We start from the raw sequence: 16,206 nt of genomic DNA on the forward strand, positions 1-16,206 counted from the left end.
AGGAAGATTGATTCCTGCTTATTTTTGTCTACGTATATTTTGTGGATGTACAATGCTTGGGCGTACTTTTAAACTAGACATGGCCGGGCGTAATAATATTGTTTTTAATGCCCCCCAGTCAAATGGCAAAAACGGCCATAAATATGGTGTTTGTAAACTTTTGATAGACGTTAAAAATAAAATTAACATCGTCATGCCAATTATAAATCCTATCTCATGGAACAAACCAGTTAAAATAATGACAAATAATTTTCCAAGTTTGTTTCCAAGTCCTAATTCATAACTTGGTGTTGCATATATTCCAATCATTGAAACCGCTGTATATAAAATAACTTCTGGAACAAATAACCCAACGTCAATTGCAATTTGCCCAATTAAAATCGCTGAAATTAATCCGGTAGCTGATGATAAGGGAGTTGGTGTATGAATCGATGCCATTCGCAAAAACTCAAGTCCAATATCGGCCATAATTATTTGTAATATAATAGGGAGATGGGTCATTTTATTTGGTCCAATGAAAGCAAGTTTCTCTGGTAACAACGTTGGATCGAACACAAAAACGAGCCAAAACGGCAATAAAAACACAGAAAATATAATACCTACAAAACGAACCCATCGTAAAAATGTACCCACTGCCGGGTTTTGTCTAAACTCTTCTGCGTGCTGCACATGATGAAAATAAGTTGTTGGTGTAATCATTACACTTGGAGATGTATCAACAATAATTAATACATGCCCTTCTAATAAATGATTTGCCGCTACATCTGGTCTTTCTGTATAACGAATAAGAGGGAAAGGGTTATAACCCTGCTTCACTAAAAATTCTTCAATCGTTTTGTCAGCCATTGTAATTCCATCTACTTCAATACTTTCTAGTTCTTGCTTAATGATTTTTACCAAATCTGGATTCGCAACGTCCTGAACATAGGTAATACAAATATCCGTTTGTGACCGATCCCCAACCCGGATAATTTCGTTTCGAAGGCGCGGATCGCGAATACGCCTTCTTATTAGTCCTGTATTTACAATGATATTTTCTACAAAACCATCTCTTGCCCCGCGCACTACTTTTTCTGTATCTGGTTCTGTTGGTGTTCGTCCTGGATAACTACGAACATCGATTGCAAAGGCCTCTGTTTCACCTTCCACAAAGATAATAACAAGTCCCGATAATACTTGTAGCATTACCTCATCCATCGTTTTTACTTTACTTACTTGTTGATGGATAAGGCGATTTTCTAAAAGCTTAACTGTATCTTCTTCAACATCTCTTATTTCATTTGTATCTACTGCTTCTTCCAAAATGTGAATGAGGTAATTTGTATCACACAATCCATTTACAAATAATACACCGATTTCTTTATCAAGAATTTGAAACTTACGAATCCCGACATCAAATGTGACGCCAAGCCCAACTGTTTGTTTTAAATAATTTTCATTATCACTCAAGAAGGAAGAAATCGGAATATTAACTTTCTTCTGTTTCGTCATAAAACCCACTTCTTTCTAAAATTAATTGAATTGCTTTTTTGGTAATTGGTGATCCTCGCTCCCACTCATCATTTCCACACATTTTCCCTATATCACCAATTCCAACAATTACAGGCACATTTAATGCATCTAAACAATAAATCGTATCCCCATTAATTCTCCCAATTTCACCATCAGGAAGTCCAAATTTATCAACACCGTATTCTGTTAATCTGCCTTCTCGATCTACGCTGACATCTACACGCGCCCACTCCCAATGATGTGTATTAGATGCAACAGCTAAAATGCCAAGAACATCAATTTGTTTATGCATTGCCACATATTTTAACGCTTTTTCACCTGAACCTTCTCCTATAAATCCACTATCATCAAACATGACAAATACAGGGTCATATGGCGTTTGCATAATTAGCTCCACAATCTTTTTCCCTGTCAATTTCGTCGGATTACTTTGCGATGCTGAAATACACCTTCCGCCAAACTCCTTTGTTAACAGCTCAATTGCTCGCTTTGCATATTCATCTCCATCTGTCACCAAAATAACCCTTCGTCTCATTTGATTTATCCTTTCGGTTTACATATAAGTGCTACAAAAAATGCAAATAATATCGATGCTGAAATACCTGAAGAAGTCAAACTAAACATACCCATTCCAATTCCTAAGTAACCATGTTTTTCAGCCGCCTCTAGTGCTCCATGCAAAAGGGAATGTCCAAAGCTCGTTATCGGAACAGTTGCTCCAGCACCTGCAAATTTTATGAGCTTATCATATAGTCCAAAGCTATCTAAAACCGCTCCAATTACTACAAAAGTTGCCATCAAATGTGCAGGAGTTAATTTAGCAAAATCCAATAAAAGCTGTCCTACTACACAGATAGCTCCCCCAACGATGAACGCGTATACAAAATCCACAATTCACACCCCTTTTATCCTTTCAAATACAACGCCGTGTGCAATTGTCGGAATCGTTTCTTTTTGTTGTATCATAATCGGGCTTAACAATGCTCCTGTTGCAACTACAAAAATACGCTGTAAGTTTCCTTTTTTCATTTCTTGTAGTAAATGACCGTATGTTACAACTGCCGAACAGGCACAACCGCTTCCACCTGCAAAAACCTCTTCTTGATCTTTGTTATAAATCATTAATCCGCAGTCATTATATACATTTCCTAAGTCATACCCTTCCTCAAGTAAAAGTTGCTTCGTAATTGGTGCCCCAACACCTGATAAATCCCCTGTAACGATAAGATCATAATCAGCTGCACTTCTCCCTAAATCTTCAAAGTGCTGTTGAATCGTATGGGCAGCAGCAGGTGCCATTGCTGATCCCATATCAAAAGGATCTGTAATTCCTAAATCTTGCACTTTTCCAATGGTTGCAGCCGTTATTTTAATATTGCTCTGTTCTTTACTAATTAAAGCCGTCCCTGCCCCTGTAACAGTTGAAGTTGCTGAACCAGGTCTTTGCCCCCCGTATTCTGTCGGATAACGAAACTGCCGTTCTGCAGTTGCATTATGACTACTAACCGTAGCTATCACACGATTAGCAAAGCCTCCATCAATAAAGGCCGATCCAATCGCTAGTGTCTCCATTGATGTTGCACAAGCGCTGAACATTCCTAAAAAAGGAATCCCAAGCTCCCTCGCCACATAATTTGCTGTAACGGTTTGGTTTAATAAATCTCCCGCTAAAAAAAAATCAATTTGCGAAGGCTTTATATCCCCCTTTTGTATGACCTGCTGAATTGAATCATTCATCAATCTTCTTTCAGCAAGCTCCCAATTTTCTTCCTCACAATGCAAATCATCATATGAAATATCAAAACACTTTCCAAGAGGACCTTCCGCTTCTTTTGGACCGACAGCAGTACCTGTTGCATTCACAAATATATTATTTTGAAATACCCATGTTTGCTTCCCTGTCAATCTCATATCTAGTCTCCTTTAAGACAACCAAAGTTTAAACGTATATCGAATTAGACCAACAATGTATGCTCCAACAACTCCAAATACAATTACACTTCCAGCAAGCTTAAACATATTTGTAGCAACTCCGAGTACAATTCCCTCACTACGGTGCTCCATTGCCGCACTTGCCATTGAATTTGCAAATCCAGTAACAGGAACTGCTGAACCAGCCCCTCCGAATTGACCGATTTTATCATATACACCAAATCCAGTTAATATGGCTGATAATAATACAAGTGTTGCTATCGTAGGATTTCCCGCATTTTGCTCATTAAAGTGAAAATAATACATATAAAATTTCATCAAGCATTCACCTACTGTACAAATCAGTCCACCTACAACAAAAGCTTTTACACAATTCATCACATAATTTGGCTTTGGATGATAATTTTTCACTTTATTTATGTAATCATCTTTTAATTTATTTTGGGCCATCTTGATACCTCCTATCTTGCAAAATAAATCCAATGAAATAAAGAGCCCATTACCTTTCCAAGTACAAGTGCAACGAGTAGAATGACAATTTTCCCATCTACGCCTACTCGTTTTGCTAATATAGGTAAAACATTCAATACCTCTGTCAAAGCCGCAGCAAGCATACCAATAAATGTTCCACAAAATAAGCCAAGTAAAACGAGCCAATACTGAGATGTTTGAAAGGTTATATCTCTTAAACTGCACCATGCTCCGGCCAAAGAACCACCAATTACGGCCCACTCAAAAAATTGAACCCGATGGCCACTCCTTGTTAACTGGGCTAAACGTGGGATTACACCAAGCACAGCTAAAAATGCCACATATCCCCCTCCAACTGCGATCCCACCAGCAAGCCCAATTACTATCACTACTCCATACTCAATCATCTGCGATTTGTTTTGCACTCTCTTTATTTTCATTGATCATGACATATTGATCGAGTGACTGTTGATACTGGAACATTTCCACTTCTAACGGACTTGGTTCTTCATTAATTCGTTTTTGAAACACATGATTAAAAAATAAGACCATCCCTAATCCCAGTCCTAAAGAATACGGAATTTGAAACAGGAGCGGTTTATAATTGATTTCTCCCGTAATCATGTAATATAAGCGCCAGTGTACTTGCTGCATACTTACATCTTCATGAAAATAAATAATCGCAAGAGCCGCACCGACAAAAAGTAACATCCAAACCAATCCAAAGAAAATGGGGTGTACTTTCTTTTTTTCATAGACGATTTCTACAAGTGTTTGTCCAGGACCAAATAAATTAATTTGTATATGCTGCGTAGTTTGTTGAATCACTTGAATGATTTTCATCGCATCAATTACAACATGTGTTTTATCACGTTTTGTGATTTTATAGACATGTTGCTTTTTTATTTTTTCTACTAAGCCAGAATCTCCAACTACTTGTGCAATATCTTCAATCTTCACCTCATATGAAGGGGATACTTGCAGACGATTTCGCATTTTGAGATAGATTGTTCGCTCCACTCCGTTCACCTCTTTACTATTCCTCGTAGTTGTAGTATGGTTTCTGGAAAATTTTCTAATACAACTTTTTTTATAAAATGGAACTTTGCACGTTGGATTTTTAATGAATAATCACTCGGTGAATAAAGTAACTGTATTTTTTTAGAAGCGTTATTTTCATATTTTGAACTTTCAAGTGAGGTTTATTAAGGTTTCCTTTCCCCTCTATGACAAGTTTATACTTGAATTACATCCCCAATTTACATAATTATCAATAAATTACATAAATACTTCTGGGTGAATGAAATTTTTTGATTTTGGAAAGGATAACAACAGTAACATAAGATGCGATTTTTTCTTCTTCTCAATCTTATTTAAACTATCACTGGTTTCTAGTTCAAAGCAAAAAAATCGAATAGATGGCTATTCATCTATTCGATCTTTCATCTGTTTTAATATTTTCTTTTCAAGCCTCGATACTTGGACTTGTGAAATTCCAATTCGCTCTGCTACTTCTGATTGAGTTTGATCTTTATAATAGCGCAAATATACAATTAAGCGTTCACGCTCATCCAGTTCTCTAATTGCCTCTTTTAAAGCGATTTTATCAAACCATTTCGTTTCTGTTTGATCCGCGATTTGATCTAGTATCGTAATAGGATCTCCATCATTTTCATAAACTGTTTCATGTATGGATGATGGTGTGCGACTCGCTTCTTGCGCAAGAACAACTTCTTCTGGTGTCAACTCAAGCGCTTCTGCTACCTCATTAATCGTTGGAGCTCTTCCATATTCTTTAGAAAGCTCATCTTTCATCTTTCGAATCTTATTTCCAGTCTCCTTTAAAGAACGACTTACTTTCACGGATCCATCATCACGCAAAAATCGCTGTATTTCTCCAATAATCATTGGAACTGCATAGGTTGAGAATTTCACGTCGAAAGACAAATCAAATTTGTCTACCGATTTCAAGAGTCCAATACAGCCAATTTGAAATAAATCATCTGGTTCATATCCTCGATTGAGGAAACGTTGCACAACTGACCATACAAGACGCATATTACTTTGGACTATTGTATCTCTTGCTTGTTGGTCTCCATCTTGACTTTTTTGAATTAACGCTTTTAACTCGTGGTCCTTTAACTGAGGTTTCTTCTTCTCATTTCTGACCTCAATGTCCATAGGCAATTCTCCTTAATTGCATAGAGCGTTACTATTTGATAAGTATTTTGTCAAATGGATTGTTGTCCCGAAAGATTCATTTGAAATAACTTCTACTTCATCCATAAAATTTTCCATGATAGTAAATCCCATTCCGGAACGCTCTAATTCAGGTTTAGTTGTAAAAAGAGGTTGCCTTGCCTCATCTAAATTAAAAATGCCAACCCCTTCATCTCGAATCATGAGTTTCACCATTGCTTCTTCCAAAATCACTGAAATGTAAACAACACCTTCTGCATTCCCTTCATACCCATGAATAATTGCATTTGTGACTGCTTCAGACACAACTGTTTTTATCTCTGTCAATTCCTCCATCGTTGGATCCAATTGTGCAATAAAAGCAGCAACTGTGACGCGAGCGAACGATTCATTTTGACTTAATGCTGAAAATTGAAGGTTCATTTCATTTCTCATTTATGCCACCCCCAATGTCGCGAGCGCATGCGCTTCACTTTCTTCTAAGCGAATGATTTTAAACAGACCTGACATTTCAAATAAACGCTTTACAGGAGGTGAGATTGCACAAACGACCATCTCCCCTCCTAAACCTTTAACATGCTTATATCTGCCTAATATAACACCAAGACCAGAACTGTCCATAAATGTTAGTTTTTCTAAACTTAGTACAATATGATGAACGCGATGCGTCTCAATCATATCCGTTACTTTTGCTCGCAACTCTTCAGCAGTATGATGATCTAATTCACCCGCTAGCCGAACACATAAGACATCACGCTTTACTTCTAAATGCATGGAAAGACTCACACGATTTCCTCCTTATGCTTAAACTTGACTCATTTACATAAGGTTTTCGTGAACATAAAATAAGAATCCTTCCTACTGACAAAAGAAGTACTATTTCGTCATAATGTGAATCTTTCAGCAATTATTCTACCTTTTTCATGCATGAGGGTAAGAAAGTAGTAATACCTTTGCTTCTATTTCGATGTTGAAAACATCCCTAAACTTCTTTTAAATAGTTCCCACCAGCTCGCTGCAGCAACATCTTCTTTCGCTACAATCGTTTGCTTTAGTAAAACATCTTTATCTTTTTTTATAACAAGTGTACCGAGTGCATCACCTTTTTTAATTGGTGCTTTTACTTTCTTTTCAGCGATAACTTCCTGTTTTACCTTGTCCATATTCTCGCCTTTTTTCATCAGAAGAGATACGTTATCCGATGAAACTAAATCTACCTTTTCTTTCTTCCCTTTTCCTACTTTTACTGTTTGAATTTTTTCACCACGTTTATACAATTTTTTCGTTGTATATTGTCCAAATGCATAATCAAGGAGCTTTGTTACCTGGTTGTTACGTTCTTTTGATGTTGGCGCTCCCATGACAACAGAAATGACACGCATGCCATTTTTTTCAGCTGATGCTGTTAAACAATATTTTGCTTCTGTTGTAAAACCTGTTTTCACCCCATCCACCCCAGGATAAAAACGAACTAATTTATTCGTATTCACAAGCCAAAACTTTTTCTCTGTATTTTCACGTAAGTAATCTTCATACTTTCCTGTATATTTTCGAATGAGTGGATATTTCATCAACTCTTTCGCCATAATTGACATATCATATGCTGTTGAATAATGGTCTTTCGCTGGAAGACCCGTTGGATTTTGAAAATGTGTATTTTTCAATCCTAAATCCTTCGCTTTTTTATTCATCATGTTTACAAAGCCTTCTTCTGAACCAGCGATATGCTCAGCAACCGCAACAGATGCATCATTTCCCGATGCAATTGCAATCCCTTTTAGCATTTCATTCACTGTCATCTCTTCACCCGGCTCAAGAAAGATTTGTGAACCACCCATTGAAGCTGCATGTTCACTTGCTCTGACTTTATCCTCTAGTTTTAGTTTTCCCTTTTCAACTTGTTCCATGATAAGCAACATTGTCATAATCTTTGTCATACTAGCAGGCGGCAGTTTTTCATTTGGACTTTTCTCAAATAAGACTTTACCTGTATCTTGCTCAATAACAATTGCTGACGATGCTTCCTCCGCTAACTTCGGTGTCTTTTCTACTTCTGTTTTCTCAGACTGCGCTTTCTCAGATTGTGCAAAGCCAACTAAAACACTAGAAAATAGCAACATGAAACAAACAAGTATTCCAAAAACTCGCTTCATGACTAACCCTCCATTCTATATCAAACCTATTTTTTCCAAACAATATGTTTTTATACCATATTTTTCTATAAATTTGTGTTGACAAACAAATCTATCATATATATTGTATTAAGTGTATTACATCTAGTAGTACACTTAAATTTCATCAGGAAGGAGACATTGCTCTTGCACATTCAACTTGATCCAAGAAGCAGCACTCCGATATGGGAACAAATTGTTCAAAGTATAAAAGAACTCGTACTAAAAAGCATGTTAGCACCAAACGATAAACTACCATCTGTACGTGAACTTGCTTCACTTCTTGTCATTAATCCGAATACAGTAAGCAAAGCGTACCAAGAATTAGAACGACAAGGAATTATTGAAACACTGCGAGGAAAAGGTACATTTGTCTCTCAATCGATTACACCGACATGGGATGAAAGGAAAATTGCTATGGTCCAAAAACAATTTCACCAACTATTACTAGAAGCTTCTTATCTTGGAATTACGAAAGAAAAAATTCACGACTGGATAGACTCATACTATAAAGAACTGGGAGGGAATACAGATGCTAAAAGTGACGAACATCAAAAAAACAATTGATAACCAAGTCATTTTAGACAATATTTCTTTCACATTACAAAAAGGAAGTATTGTTGGATTACTCGGAAGGAACGGTGCGGGGAAAACCACTTTACTTCGGACGCTTGTTGGGATTTTAGATCCGGATGACGGAACTGTTACATATGATGATATGGATGTTCATAAACATCCAGAAATTAAGCAGAAGGTAGCTTATGTACCGGATTCTACTAATATATTAAGTGGATATACAGTAAAAGAAATTGCGAAGTTTTATAAGACTGTTTATACAAACTTTAATGAAGAATATTTTTATCAGCTGCTAGGGCGCTTCAATCTACCTGAAAAACGCATTCGTAGCTACTCACGCGGTATGAAAGCACTTCTTGCTATTATTTTAGCTTTTTGTACAGGTGTAGAATACATTATTTTAGATGAACCAACCAATGGACTTGATCCAATTGTAAAAAGACAATTTTTGCAATTTTTAATTGAAGAAGTGGCAGAACGGGAGATTACCATTCTCATTTCTACTCATCATTTAGATGAAGTGGAAAAAATTGCAGACACGGTTATTATTTTAAAAAATCATACGATTGCTTCGATTACAGCGTTAGAAGATACAAAATCTCGCTACGCAAAAATACAAGTTGCCTACGAACGTTCATTGCCGCAAAAACTAGAAAATTTAAATAATATAAAAATATTAAATCAAACAGGAAAAGTATATACCATTTTAATTGAAAGCAATGTAGCAATTACGTTAGAAAAATTCCATAAAGAGCAACCTCTGTTACTAGAAGAATTACAAATGTCACTCGAAGATATATTTGTCACAACATTTGAGGAGGATTCGCATGTTTCATAAAGCTTTATGGATACGACAATGGAAACAGGGGAAATATATTGTTTTATTGTTTTGGTTAATTAGTTTGTATCAGCTACCTTATAAATATTATCAAGCAGCACAAATGGAGATAAACCAATCAAAAATGAAGCTTGATGACTATATGTATTACTACTCCTACTATTTTCAGACATCTGATGGTGCCGTCCTCTTTCAAGGAGCTGCTCTTATTGCACTTGCTTGTCTTTTAATTGGGTGGGAACGTAACAATCAATCAACCGATTTTCTATTCTCGATGCCTTTTAAACGAAAAGATATTTTTTTAACAAAATGGTTGCTTGGCGTTTTGAATATTATTACAGTGCAAATTGTTTGCTGGATTAGCATGTACGGAATAAAAAACATGTCGTTTCACAATGAGTATCAAATCTTTACTCCGTTCCATAGTTACTTTTTATATGCTACGGTTGTACTCATTGCTATTTATACATTCACCTTATTTATCGGAACCATTACTGGACATATTTTCTCGCAAAGTAGCTTAACGGCAATTTTATTATTTTTACCATACGGTTCCGTATTATTAATTTCTGGATTCATTTATACCCATACACAATGGTCTTTAGAGGCAATGGGAGAAATAGAGCGACATACTCATGAGTACTTACAACATGTAGGCATCATTTCACCATTAGAATCTTTTTCAATTACTTTTGATTACCACCCGATAGAAACATTTGATGACCAAGGAAATAAACTTTCTAGTGTCCCACAGGACGATCCAATGGAACATACTTCTATCCCTTCTCCTTGGACACTATTAACGCCATTTACTTACATTATTACCTTGTTACCGATCGCAACTTTTCTGTACACACATACACCTAACGAACAAAACGGAAAAATACTATTGTTCCCTAAGTTACAAAAGTGGTTCATGCTTTGCACTGTTCTATGCTTCGGACTGCTTGGCGGTAGAATATTTGGAGGACGAGATGCACTCCTTTCTTATTATATTGGATTTTTCCTAGCTGCTATCATTAGTTACTTTGTGTTTACACGTCTATTAAAATTGAAGTTTTCTTTTGGAGGAAAATAAGTATGAATTGAGGTAAATATATGTTTCATAAAGCTTTATGGATACAGAATTATAAACAAGGAAAATATGTAATTTGGCTCTTTTGGCTAAGCACTTTATACGTCTTACCATATAAATATTACACGGACGCTCAGCATATGGCTGAATATTTACGCAAAACAACAGATACTTATTACGGGTATTTTTTACAAGGAGCTGGCATACTATTCCCAGCTCTTCTATTAATGGGATTAGCTATTCTATTAATAGGACGGGAACGCAATAATCAAAGCATTGACTTCTTATGGTCTATGCCATTTAAACGTTCACATCTATTTTTGTCGAAATGGTTACTAGGTATCGTTCATATTGTGGGCGCACTGAGCCTGAGTTGGCTTTTTATGTATATCATCTATAGGAATACGATACATGCTCAGTATCAATCCTTTTCACCTTTTCATTTGTACTTTGTATATACAATCATTACGCTTATTGCAGTCTATACGTTCACACTCTTTATTGGAACAATTACAGGGAACGTAATCTCACAAGGCGCTTTAAGTTATATTATGATCATTTTACCTTTATACATCTTTAGGCTTACGTTCCCTTTTTTCGCATTACATGTAGATTTATCACAAGAAGAGTACAATTATAATTACAATAAATATGCCCATTATACCGAAAATGTAAGTGTTGTAGCTCCTCTTAATTATTTTCATATTCATTATAACTATGACCCACAAAATGGACCTTTTAAAGATGAATTTGGAGACCTACAGACGGGACCAACTTATCATCACATCCCATCTGTTTGGACATTGTTAAGTCCCGCTATCTATATACTAATTTGTCTTCCGTTAGGATCTTATTTATATACGCGTGCGCCTAATGAGCATAACGGAAAAATATTGTTATACCCAAAACTTCATAAGTATTTCTTAATCTGTACTTCTATTTGCTTCGCACTTCTTGGCGGCGTTGTTTTTACTGATGGCAGTAATTCTTTGCCTCTTTACTATATCTACTTTATGGGCTCTGGCCTACTAACATATGTTACCTTGTACCGACTGTTAAAACAGAAGCTCTCTTTATATGCAAAATAACCTCCTCACCCGAGGAGGTTATTTCACATTCTCTCTTCTTTTCCCATATCCCTTCTCTTCTTTCATTCCAAATCCATCGCCATTCTCTATCATTTGATCTGTCGGTGCTATAATACTTTCAGCAACTTTCCAATCTCCTTGTTCCTGCACAAACACTTGAAGAAAATAATTCATTCCATTTAATTGATATGGATTTTCTTTTTTCACTTCATAACGAACAGCAACGTAATACACTTGAACATTTTTATTTTCAAATTTAGAGACGTATTGAGATAACCTCGGGATGTAATGCGAAGCCTTTTCAAGTGAAAGTTGTTTTACTTTTACGAGAGAAGAATTTGTGACATTGCGCAGTGTATCTTGCTCACGAATATTATTACTATGGTGAAAAAGAATAGTATTCTGCATAGAACGAACCCATAATTTCGAATATAAAACGGGCTGATCACTCGCAATATAGTGCAGTTCTTTTTGAACAACTTGGATTGGTGTTTTTGCATAAATTAATGTGCTAGAGCATATAAAACTTCCAATAATAATTACGAATGAAACGATGTATTTCATTATTTTCCCTCCGATACTTTTTACTTAAAGTATTGGAGTTTCAAAATATTTTTATTCAAAAGAAAAAGGATAGGAAAGCACTTTGCCCCCCTACCCTCATTTATTGTAATTATAGTACGCGACCAAATAGTTCTAATACCATCTCAATCTCTTGATCGCTCCACCCTTTAAATTTTTCTTTATAGTATTCTTTACGTACAGCTTCAAGTTCTTGTGTAACTTCTTTTCCATGTTCTGTAATCTCCAAATACACAATACGACGGTCTGAATCAGAACGTTTTCTTGTTACAAAACCTTTTCTAACTAAACGATCTGTTACTGCTGTAATATGACTGGATGTTACGTTCACTTCACTAGCTATTTGCGAAGCCATTTGTGGGCTTTTCAAAAATAATGCACGCAATACAGAAAATTCATTATATGGCATATGCTCTGAAAAACGTGTATTAATATCATTTTGTAATAAACGTATCATCTTTCGAAATGATGTAGATAAATCTAAAATCAGTGCTTCTCTTTTTTCGCTCACTAGCCTCGACCCTTTTTTATCATATTTACACATATTATAATCTATAAATACCTACATTGTATATGCTTTCTTTCCTTTTGATTCTCAATTATGTAACTTTTTACATACAATTTTCTCTCTCTTTTGTTCATATACATATAGAAAGGATGGTGAGCAAAAATGCAAGTTGGCATGAATCCCTATTCACCCGATATCCGCAATGGAAAACAAGCAACTATTACTGTACAAGGAGAAGGAGTTATAAAAGCGAAACCAAATGTCGTTGTATTAACAATTGGTATTAGAACAGATAATAAAGATGTGAAACAAGCACAGGAGGAAAATGCAATCCAATCTAAACAATTACTTGCTGCACTTAAACAAATCGGTATCGCTGATAAGGATATAGAAACCATTTCCTATACAATTACTCCTCAATATGAATACGTAAACGACAAAGCATTATTACAAGGGTACCGAGTAGAGCATTTGTATGAAATTACCGTTTTAAATGTACAAAAAGCTGGGGAAGTATATGATATAGCCGTTACAAATGGAGCAAATGTAGCAAGAGGATTACGCTTCCGCATTTCCCATCCAAACGCTTACTATCAACAAGCACTATTACAAGCAGTCCAGCACGCTCAAGAAAAAGCTCGTACAATTGCGAGTTCGTATAATTTAAATATTAATCCCGTCCCACTTTCACTCGTTGAAGAATCAGCACAAACACCGCGTGAATTTATGTCTCAAGCTACTTTACACGCACAAGCTGCTCCTCCAATTCAATCTGGAGAACTAGAAATCATCTCTAATGTCCGTGCCATTTTCACATATTTATAGCACCAGTTACCTTTTAAGTAAACGTTCTCATTTTATTTATTGTAAAAAGATTATGTTCTGATATAATAAAGGACGGTGAGCTCTTTACAAAAGAGATATCACGGGTGGGAGAGGGATATGAAAAAGAAGGTTTAACATGAAAGGAATACTTGAAAGAACATTTAAATTAGACCTACACCATACATCACCAAAGCAAGAAATATTAGCTGGAGCAACATCATTTTTCACAATTGTTTATATTATGATTGTCAATGCTTCCATTTTATCAGATGCCGGCATTCCACTTGAAGCAGGAATTTTGGCAACTGTTTTTAGTTCATTTGTCGGATGTCTAATGATGGCATTTTGGGCAAATGCACCTGCTATTCTTGTACCAGGTATGGGTGTAAATGCATTCTTCACGTACACAGCTGTGCATACGCTTGGATTAAGTTGGCAAGAAGCATTAGCAGCTGTCTTTATCGCCGGTATTATTTTTGCAATCGCCGCGTTTACACCGATTGCTCGTACTCTTTCATTATCAATTCCAAAGTCATTAAAAGAAGCGATTACTGTCGGCATCGGTTTATTCTTAGCTTTCATTGGTTTGCAAAAAGGCGGTCTTGTCGTTTCGCATCCGAACACTGCTGTTGCATTAGGAAAATTAAGTAGTCCTGTTGTTTTGGCAACACTGCTTACTCTTATTGTGGCACTTGTGTTATTTATTCGTAACGTACGTGGGAACTTTTTATGGACGATTGCAATTGGAACCGGTATTGCATGGCTATTTGGTCTTGTTGATACAAGCCAAGTAGGAAATAGCTCATTTTCATTCGCTAACTACGGGGATGTGTTTGGTGCTATGTCATTTGGGAAACTTTCTTCCTTACCGTTTTGGATTGCAACATTTTCCTTAAGCATGGTGCTTATTTTTGAGAACATGGGACTTTTACACGGATTATTAGAAGATGACCGTAAATTTCCACGTGCTTATCAAGCAAATGCAATTTCAGCAATGACATGTGGTCTATTTGGCACAAGTCCTACCGTTTCAACAGTAGAAAGTGCCGCAGGTATTACAGCAGGCGGTAAAACAGGTCTGACGTCTATCGTTACAGGGATGTTATTCTTTGCATCACTGTTTGCTCTTCCGTTTGTAAAATTAATTCCTGATAGTGCCATTGCACCAATCTTAATTATTATTGGCGGTCTAATGATTACAAACATTCAGGAAATCCCTCTAAACGACTTTTCAGAAGGATTTCCAGCGTTCTTAATTATCGTTATGATTCCGCTCACATATAGTATCGCTGATGGCATTGCGTTCGGATTTATTGCTTATCCTATTTTGAAGATTGCTCTTGGAAAGCATAAAGAAGTCGCACCGTCTATGTATATCATTACATGCCTATTCTTAGCCATGTTTGTGTTACATGCTATTGGCTAGAAAAAACGCCGGGGAATCCCCTCGGCGTTTTTTTACTTAAACCATCCTTTTTTATAGAACCAGGCCATCATTCCTCCACCAATTAACGCCATAATAACTAAACAAATAAAATAGCTATATTTCCCTGCTAACTCTGGCATATGCGCGAAGTTCATCCCATACACCCCTGCAATAAATGTTAATGGCATGAAGATGGTCGAGAAAACCGTTAATGTTTTCATAATATTGTTCATATGATGCGAATTCAATGAAAAATAGCTATCTCTAATATCAGCTGTTAATTCTCGGCTTGCTTCAATCATTTCAGAAAGCTTTAGTAAATGATCATGTATATCCTTAAAGTAAATTTCATGATCACTTACACCGTAAAACCGAGTTGAATTTAAAATACGATACAAGAGGTCACGCATCGGTATAATTGTACGTCTAAGCTTAGATAAGTCCGTACGAATATCGAATACTTCTTCTAGTACACGCCCTGCTGTATCCCCTGTTAAATTATCATCAATCGCATTTAAATGATCTTCAATATAATAAACAGGTGCAAAGTAGTCATCCACAATTTGGTCAATGATTGTATGTGCTACATGGAGGGGACTCTTCTTGATACGTTTCCTCTCGCCAAGTGTTGTCCACACTCTTTCAATCGCATTATTATGTGAAAAATGGAAAGAGACAATATAACGATCACTAACAAATAGATCGATCTCATGTGGCTCTAATCCATCTTCTCCAAATGCATGGAGAACTAAAAAGTTATATCCATCATAGAAATCCACTTTTGGTCTCTGTACATATTCTACACAATCTTCAATCGCAAGGGGATGGAACTTAAAATGTTTTTGTAAAATGTATGTATACTCTTCTTTTGTTGGCTTATATAAATCAAGCCAATACCATGCGATATCTTCTCGTCCTGTTTCTTCTAACGAAACATCGTATAATACTTCATCTTCTTTCGTTACTGCACAAATTTTAATCATAATTTCACCCATTATTATTA

At 36.1% G+C, this 16,206-nt stretch carries 20 protein-coding genes; 6 read left to right on the forward strand and 14 right to left on the reverse strand.

Annotated elements, in window-relative coordinates; genetic code table 11:
- Positions 1 to 18: 18 nt before the first annotated feature.
- From ORL93_RS07090 to ORL93_RS07140, 11 genes are all read right to left on the reverse strand, one after another.
- The gene (locus ORL93_RS07090) at positions 19 to 1,491 is read right to left on the reverse strand and encodes a spore germination protein (RefSeq protein WP_018766088.1); all 1,473 of its coding nucleotides are present in this window, start codon (positions 1,489 to 1,491) and stop codon (positions 19 to 21) included.
- Positions 1,469 to 2,047, reverse strand: coding sequence for a stage V sporulation protein SpoVABEA (gene spoVAEA, locus ORL93_RS07095; protein WP_026008598.1), 579 nt, complete (start codon positions 2,045 to 2,047; stop codon positions 1,469 to 1,471). Before spoVAEA ends, ORL93_RS07090 begins: the two co-directional genes overlap by 23 nt.
- A 5-nt stretch (positions 2,048 to 2,052) precedes the next feature.
- Entirely contained in the window at positions 2,053 to 2,403 is a 351-nt protein-coding gene (gene spoVAE / locus ORL93_RS07100) for a stage V sporulation protein AE (RefSeq protein ID WP_003200018.1), read from the reverse strand.
- A 3-nt stretch (positions 2,404 to 2,406) separates the two neighbouring features.
- Entirely contained in the window at positions 2,407 to 3,423 is a 1,017-nt protein-coding gene (spoVAD, locus tag ORL93_RS07105) for a stage V sporulation protein AD (RefSeq protein WP_006095867.1), read from the reverse strand.
- A 12-nt stretch (positions 3,424 to 3,435) separates the two neighbouring features.
- Entirely contained in the window at positions 3,436 to 3,894 is a 459-nt protein-coding gene (gene spoVAC, locus ORL93_RS07110) for a stage V sporulation protein AC (RefSeq protein ID WP_016116157.1), read from the reverse strand.
- Between the two features lie 11 nt (positions 3,895 to 3,905).
- On the reverse strand, positions 3,906 to 4,322 hold the full coding sequence (locus ORL93_RS07115) for a stage V sporulation protein AB (RefSeq protein ID WP_003200010.1): 417 nt from the start codon (positions 4,320 to 4,322) through the stop codon (positions 3,906 to 3,908).
- Complete coding sequence (locus ORL93_RS07120) at positions 4,315 to 4,935, reverse strand: stage V sporulation protein AA (protein ID WP_018780837.1); 621 nt, start codon at positions 4,933 to 4,935, stop codon at positions 4,315 to 4,317. The genes ORL93_RS07115 and ORL93_RS07120 overlap by 8 nt, the downstream gene beginning before the upstream one ends.
- A gap of 402 nt (positions 4,936 to 5,337) precedes the next feature.
- Positions 5,338 to 6,096, reverse strand: a complete 759-nt coding sequence (sigF, locus tag ORL93_RS07125; RefSeq protein WP_003200028.1) for an RNA polymerase sporulation sigma factor SigF — start codon at positions 6,094 to 6,096, stop codon at positions 5,338 to 5,340.
- 12 nt (positions 6,097 to 6,108) lie between these two features.
- Entirely contained in the window at positions 6,109 to 6,549 is a 441-nt protein-coding gene (gene spoIIAB / locus ORL93_RS07130; protein ID WP_097794375.1) for an anti-sigma F factor, read from the reverse strand.
- Positions 6,550 to 6,900, reverse strand: a complete 351-nt coding sequence (spoIIAA, locus tag ORL93_RS07135) for an anti-sigma F factor antagonist (RefSeq protein WP_016116162.1) — start codon at positions 6,898 to 6,900, stop codon at positions 6,550 to 6,552. It abuts the gene before it with no gap.
- Between the two features lie 173 nt (positions 6,901 to 7,073).
- Complete coding sequence (locus ORL93_RS07140) at positions 7,074 to 8,267, reverse strand: D-alanyl-D-alanine carboxypeptidase family protein (RefSeq protein WP_265958824.1); 1,194 nt, start codon at positions 8,265 to 8,267, stop codon at positions 7,074 to 7,076.
- Between the two features lie 165 nt (positions 8,268 to 8,432).
- Here ORL93_RS07140 and ORL93_RS07145 point away from each other — a divergent pair, with 165 nt between their 5' ends.
- The 4 genes from ORL93_RS07145 to ORL93_RS07160 are packed head-to-tail and all read left to right on the forward strand — an operon-like array spanning position 8,433 to position 11,862.
- The gene (locus tag ORL93_RS07145) at positions 8,433 to 8,852 is read left to right on the forward strand and encodes a GntR family transcriptional regulator (protein WP_018766091.1); all 420 of its coding nucleotides are present in this window, start codon (positions 8,433 to 8,435) and stop codon (positions 8,850 to 8,852) included.
- Positions 8,818 to 9,699 carry an ABC transporter ATP-binding protein gene (locus ORL93_RS07150; protein ID WP_018766092.1) on the forward strand — a complete coding sequence of 294 codons (882 nt, stop codon included), beginning with the start codon at positions 8,818 to 8,820 and terminating at the stop codon, positions 9,697 to 9,699. The genes ORL93_RS07145 and ORL93_RS07150 overlap by 35 nt, the downstream gene beginning before the upstream one ends.
- A complete protein-coding gene (locus ORL93_RS07155; RefSeq protein WP_265958825.1) occupies positions 9,689 to 10,777 on the forward strand; it encodes an ABC-2 transporter permease in 1,089 nt (362 codons plus the stop codon). Before ORL93_RS07150 ends, ORL93_RS07155 begins: the two co-directional genes overlap by 11 nt.
- A gap of 20 nt (positions 10,778 to 10,797) precedes the next feature.
- Positions 10,798 to 11,862 (forward strand): ABC transporter permease subunit, encoded by a 1,065-nt coding sequence (locus ORL93_RS07160; protein WP_097794378.1) that lies wholly within the window; start codon positions 10,798 to 10,800, stop codon positions 11,860 to 11,862.
- An 18-nt stretch (positions 11,863 to 11,880) separates the two neighbouring features.
- Here ORL93_RS07160 and ORL93_RS07165 read toward each other — a convergent pair whose 3' ends face one another.
- Together ORL93_RS07165 and ORL93_RS07170 are read right to left on the reverse strand one after the other, a co-directional pair.
- On the reverse strand, positions 11,881 to 12,426 hold the full coding sequence (locus ORL93_RS07165) for a hypothetical protein (RefSeq protein ID WP_018780834.1): 546 nt from the start codon (positions 12,424 to 12,426) through the stop codon (positions 11,881 to 11,883).
- A 109-nt stretch (positions 12,427 to 12,535) separates the two neighbouring features.
- Positions 12,536 to 12,955: a MarR family winged helix-turn-helix transcriptional regulator gene (locus ORL93_RS07170; RefSeq protein ID WP_006095879.1), complete on the reverse strand. Its 420-nt coding sequence runs from the start codon at positions 12,953 to 12,955 to the stop codon at positions 12,536 to 12,538.
- Between the two features lie 159 nt (positions 12,956 to 13,114).
- Here ORL93_RS07170 and ORL93_RS07175 point away from each other — a divergent pair, with 159 nt between their 5' ends.
- Entirely contained in the window at positions 13,115 to 13,777 is a 663-nt protein-coding gene (locus ORL93_RS07175) for an SIMPL domain-containing protein (RefSeq protein ID WP_018780833.1), read from the forward strand.
- 136 nt (positions 13,778 to 13,913) lie between these two features.
- A complete protein-coding gene (locus ORL93_RS07180) occupies positions 13,914 to 15,203 on the forward strand; it encodes an NCS2 family permease (protein ID WP_018780832.1) in 1,290 nt (429 codons plus the stop codon).
- 32 nt (positions 15,204 to 15,235) lie between these two features.
- On the opposite strand, the gene corA is transcribed toward ORL93_RS07180, so the two are convergent.
- The gene (corA, locus tag ORL93_RS07185) at positions 15,236 to 16,198 is read right to left on the reverse strand and encodes a magnesium/cobalt transporter CorA (RefSeq protein ID WP_003208351.1); all 963 of its coding nucleotides are present in this window, start codon (positions 16,196 to 16,198) and stop codon (positions 15,236 to 15,238) included.
- Positions 16,199 to 16,206: the final 8 nt, after the last annotated feature.

Source organism: Bacillus sp. DHT2 (assembly GCF_026241455.1).
Lineage (GTDB): Bacteria > Bacillota > Bacilli > Bacillales > Bacillaceae_G > Bacillus_A > Bacillus_A pseudomycoides.

What these genes read in the sequence shown, in the direction of transcription:
- sigF (WP_003200028.1), bottom strand. Translation starts at nt 6,096, where the DNA reads ATGGACATTGAGGTCAGAAATGAGAAGAAGAAACCTCAGTTAAAGGAC.
- ORL93_RS07155 (WP_265958825.1), top strand. Translation starts at nt 9,689, where the DNA reads ATGTTTCATAAAGCTTTATGGATACGACAATGGAAACAGGGGAAATAT.
- ORL93_RS07160 (WP_097794378.1), top strand. Translation starts at nt 10,798, where the DNA reads ATGTTTCATAAAGCTTTATGGATACAGAATTATAAACAAGGAAAATAT.
- spoVAEA (WP_026008598.1), bottom strand. Translation starts at nt 2,047, where the DNA reads ATGAGACGAAGGGTTATTTTGGTGACAGATGGAGATGAATATGCAAAG.
- ORL93_RS07090 (WP_018766088.1), bottom strand. Translation starts at nt 1,491, where the DNA reads ATGACGAAACAGAAGAAAGTTAATATTCCGATTTCTTCCTTCTTGAGT.
- corA (WP_003208351.1), bottom strand. Translation starts at nt 16,198, where the DNA reads ATGGGTGAAATTATGATTAAAATTTGTGCAGTAACGAAAGAAGATGAA.
- ORL93_RS07115 (WP_003200010.1), bottom strand. Translation starts at nt 4,322, where the DNA reads ATGATTGAGTATGGAGTAGTGATAGTAATTGGGCTTGCTGGTGGGATC.
- spoVAC (WP_016116157.1), bottom strand. Translation starts at nt 3,894, where the DNA reads ATGGCCCAAAATAAATTAAAAGATGATTACATAAATAAAGTGAAAAAT.
- ORL93_RS07180 (WP_018780832.1), top strand. Translation starts at nt 13,914, where the DNA reads ATGAAAGGAATACTTGAAAGAACATTTAAATTAGACCTACACCATACA.
- spoIIAB (WP_097794375.1), bottom strand. Translation starts at nt 6,549, where the DNA reads ATGAGAAATGAAATGAACCTTCAATTTTCAGCATTAAGTCAAAATGAA.
- ORL93_RS07165 (WP_018780834.1), bottom strand. Translation starts at nt 12,426, where the DNA reads ATGAAATACATCGTTTCATTCGTAATTATTATTGGAAGTTTTATATGC.
- ORL93_RS07150 (WP_018766092.1), top strand. Translation starts at nt 8,818, where the DNA reads ATGCTAAAAGTGACGAACATCAAAAAAACAATTGATAACCAAGTCATT.
- ORL93_RS07175 (WP_018780833.1), top strand. Translation starts at nt 13,115, where the DNA reads ATGCAAGTTGGCATGAATCCCTATTCACCCGATATCCGCAATGGAAAA.
- spoVAD (WP_006095867.1), bottom strand. Translation starts at nt 3,423, where the DNA reads ATGAGATTGACAGGGAAGCAAACATGGGTATTTCAAAATAATATATTT.
- ORL93_RS07140 (WP_265958824.1), bottom strand. Translation starts at nt 8,267, where the DNA reads ATGAAGCGAGTTTTTGGAATACTTGTTTGTTTCATGTTGCTATTTTCT.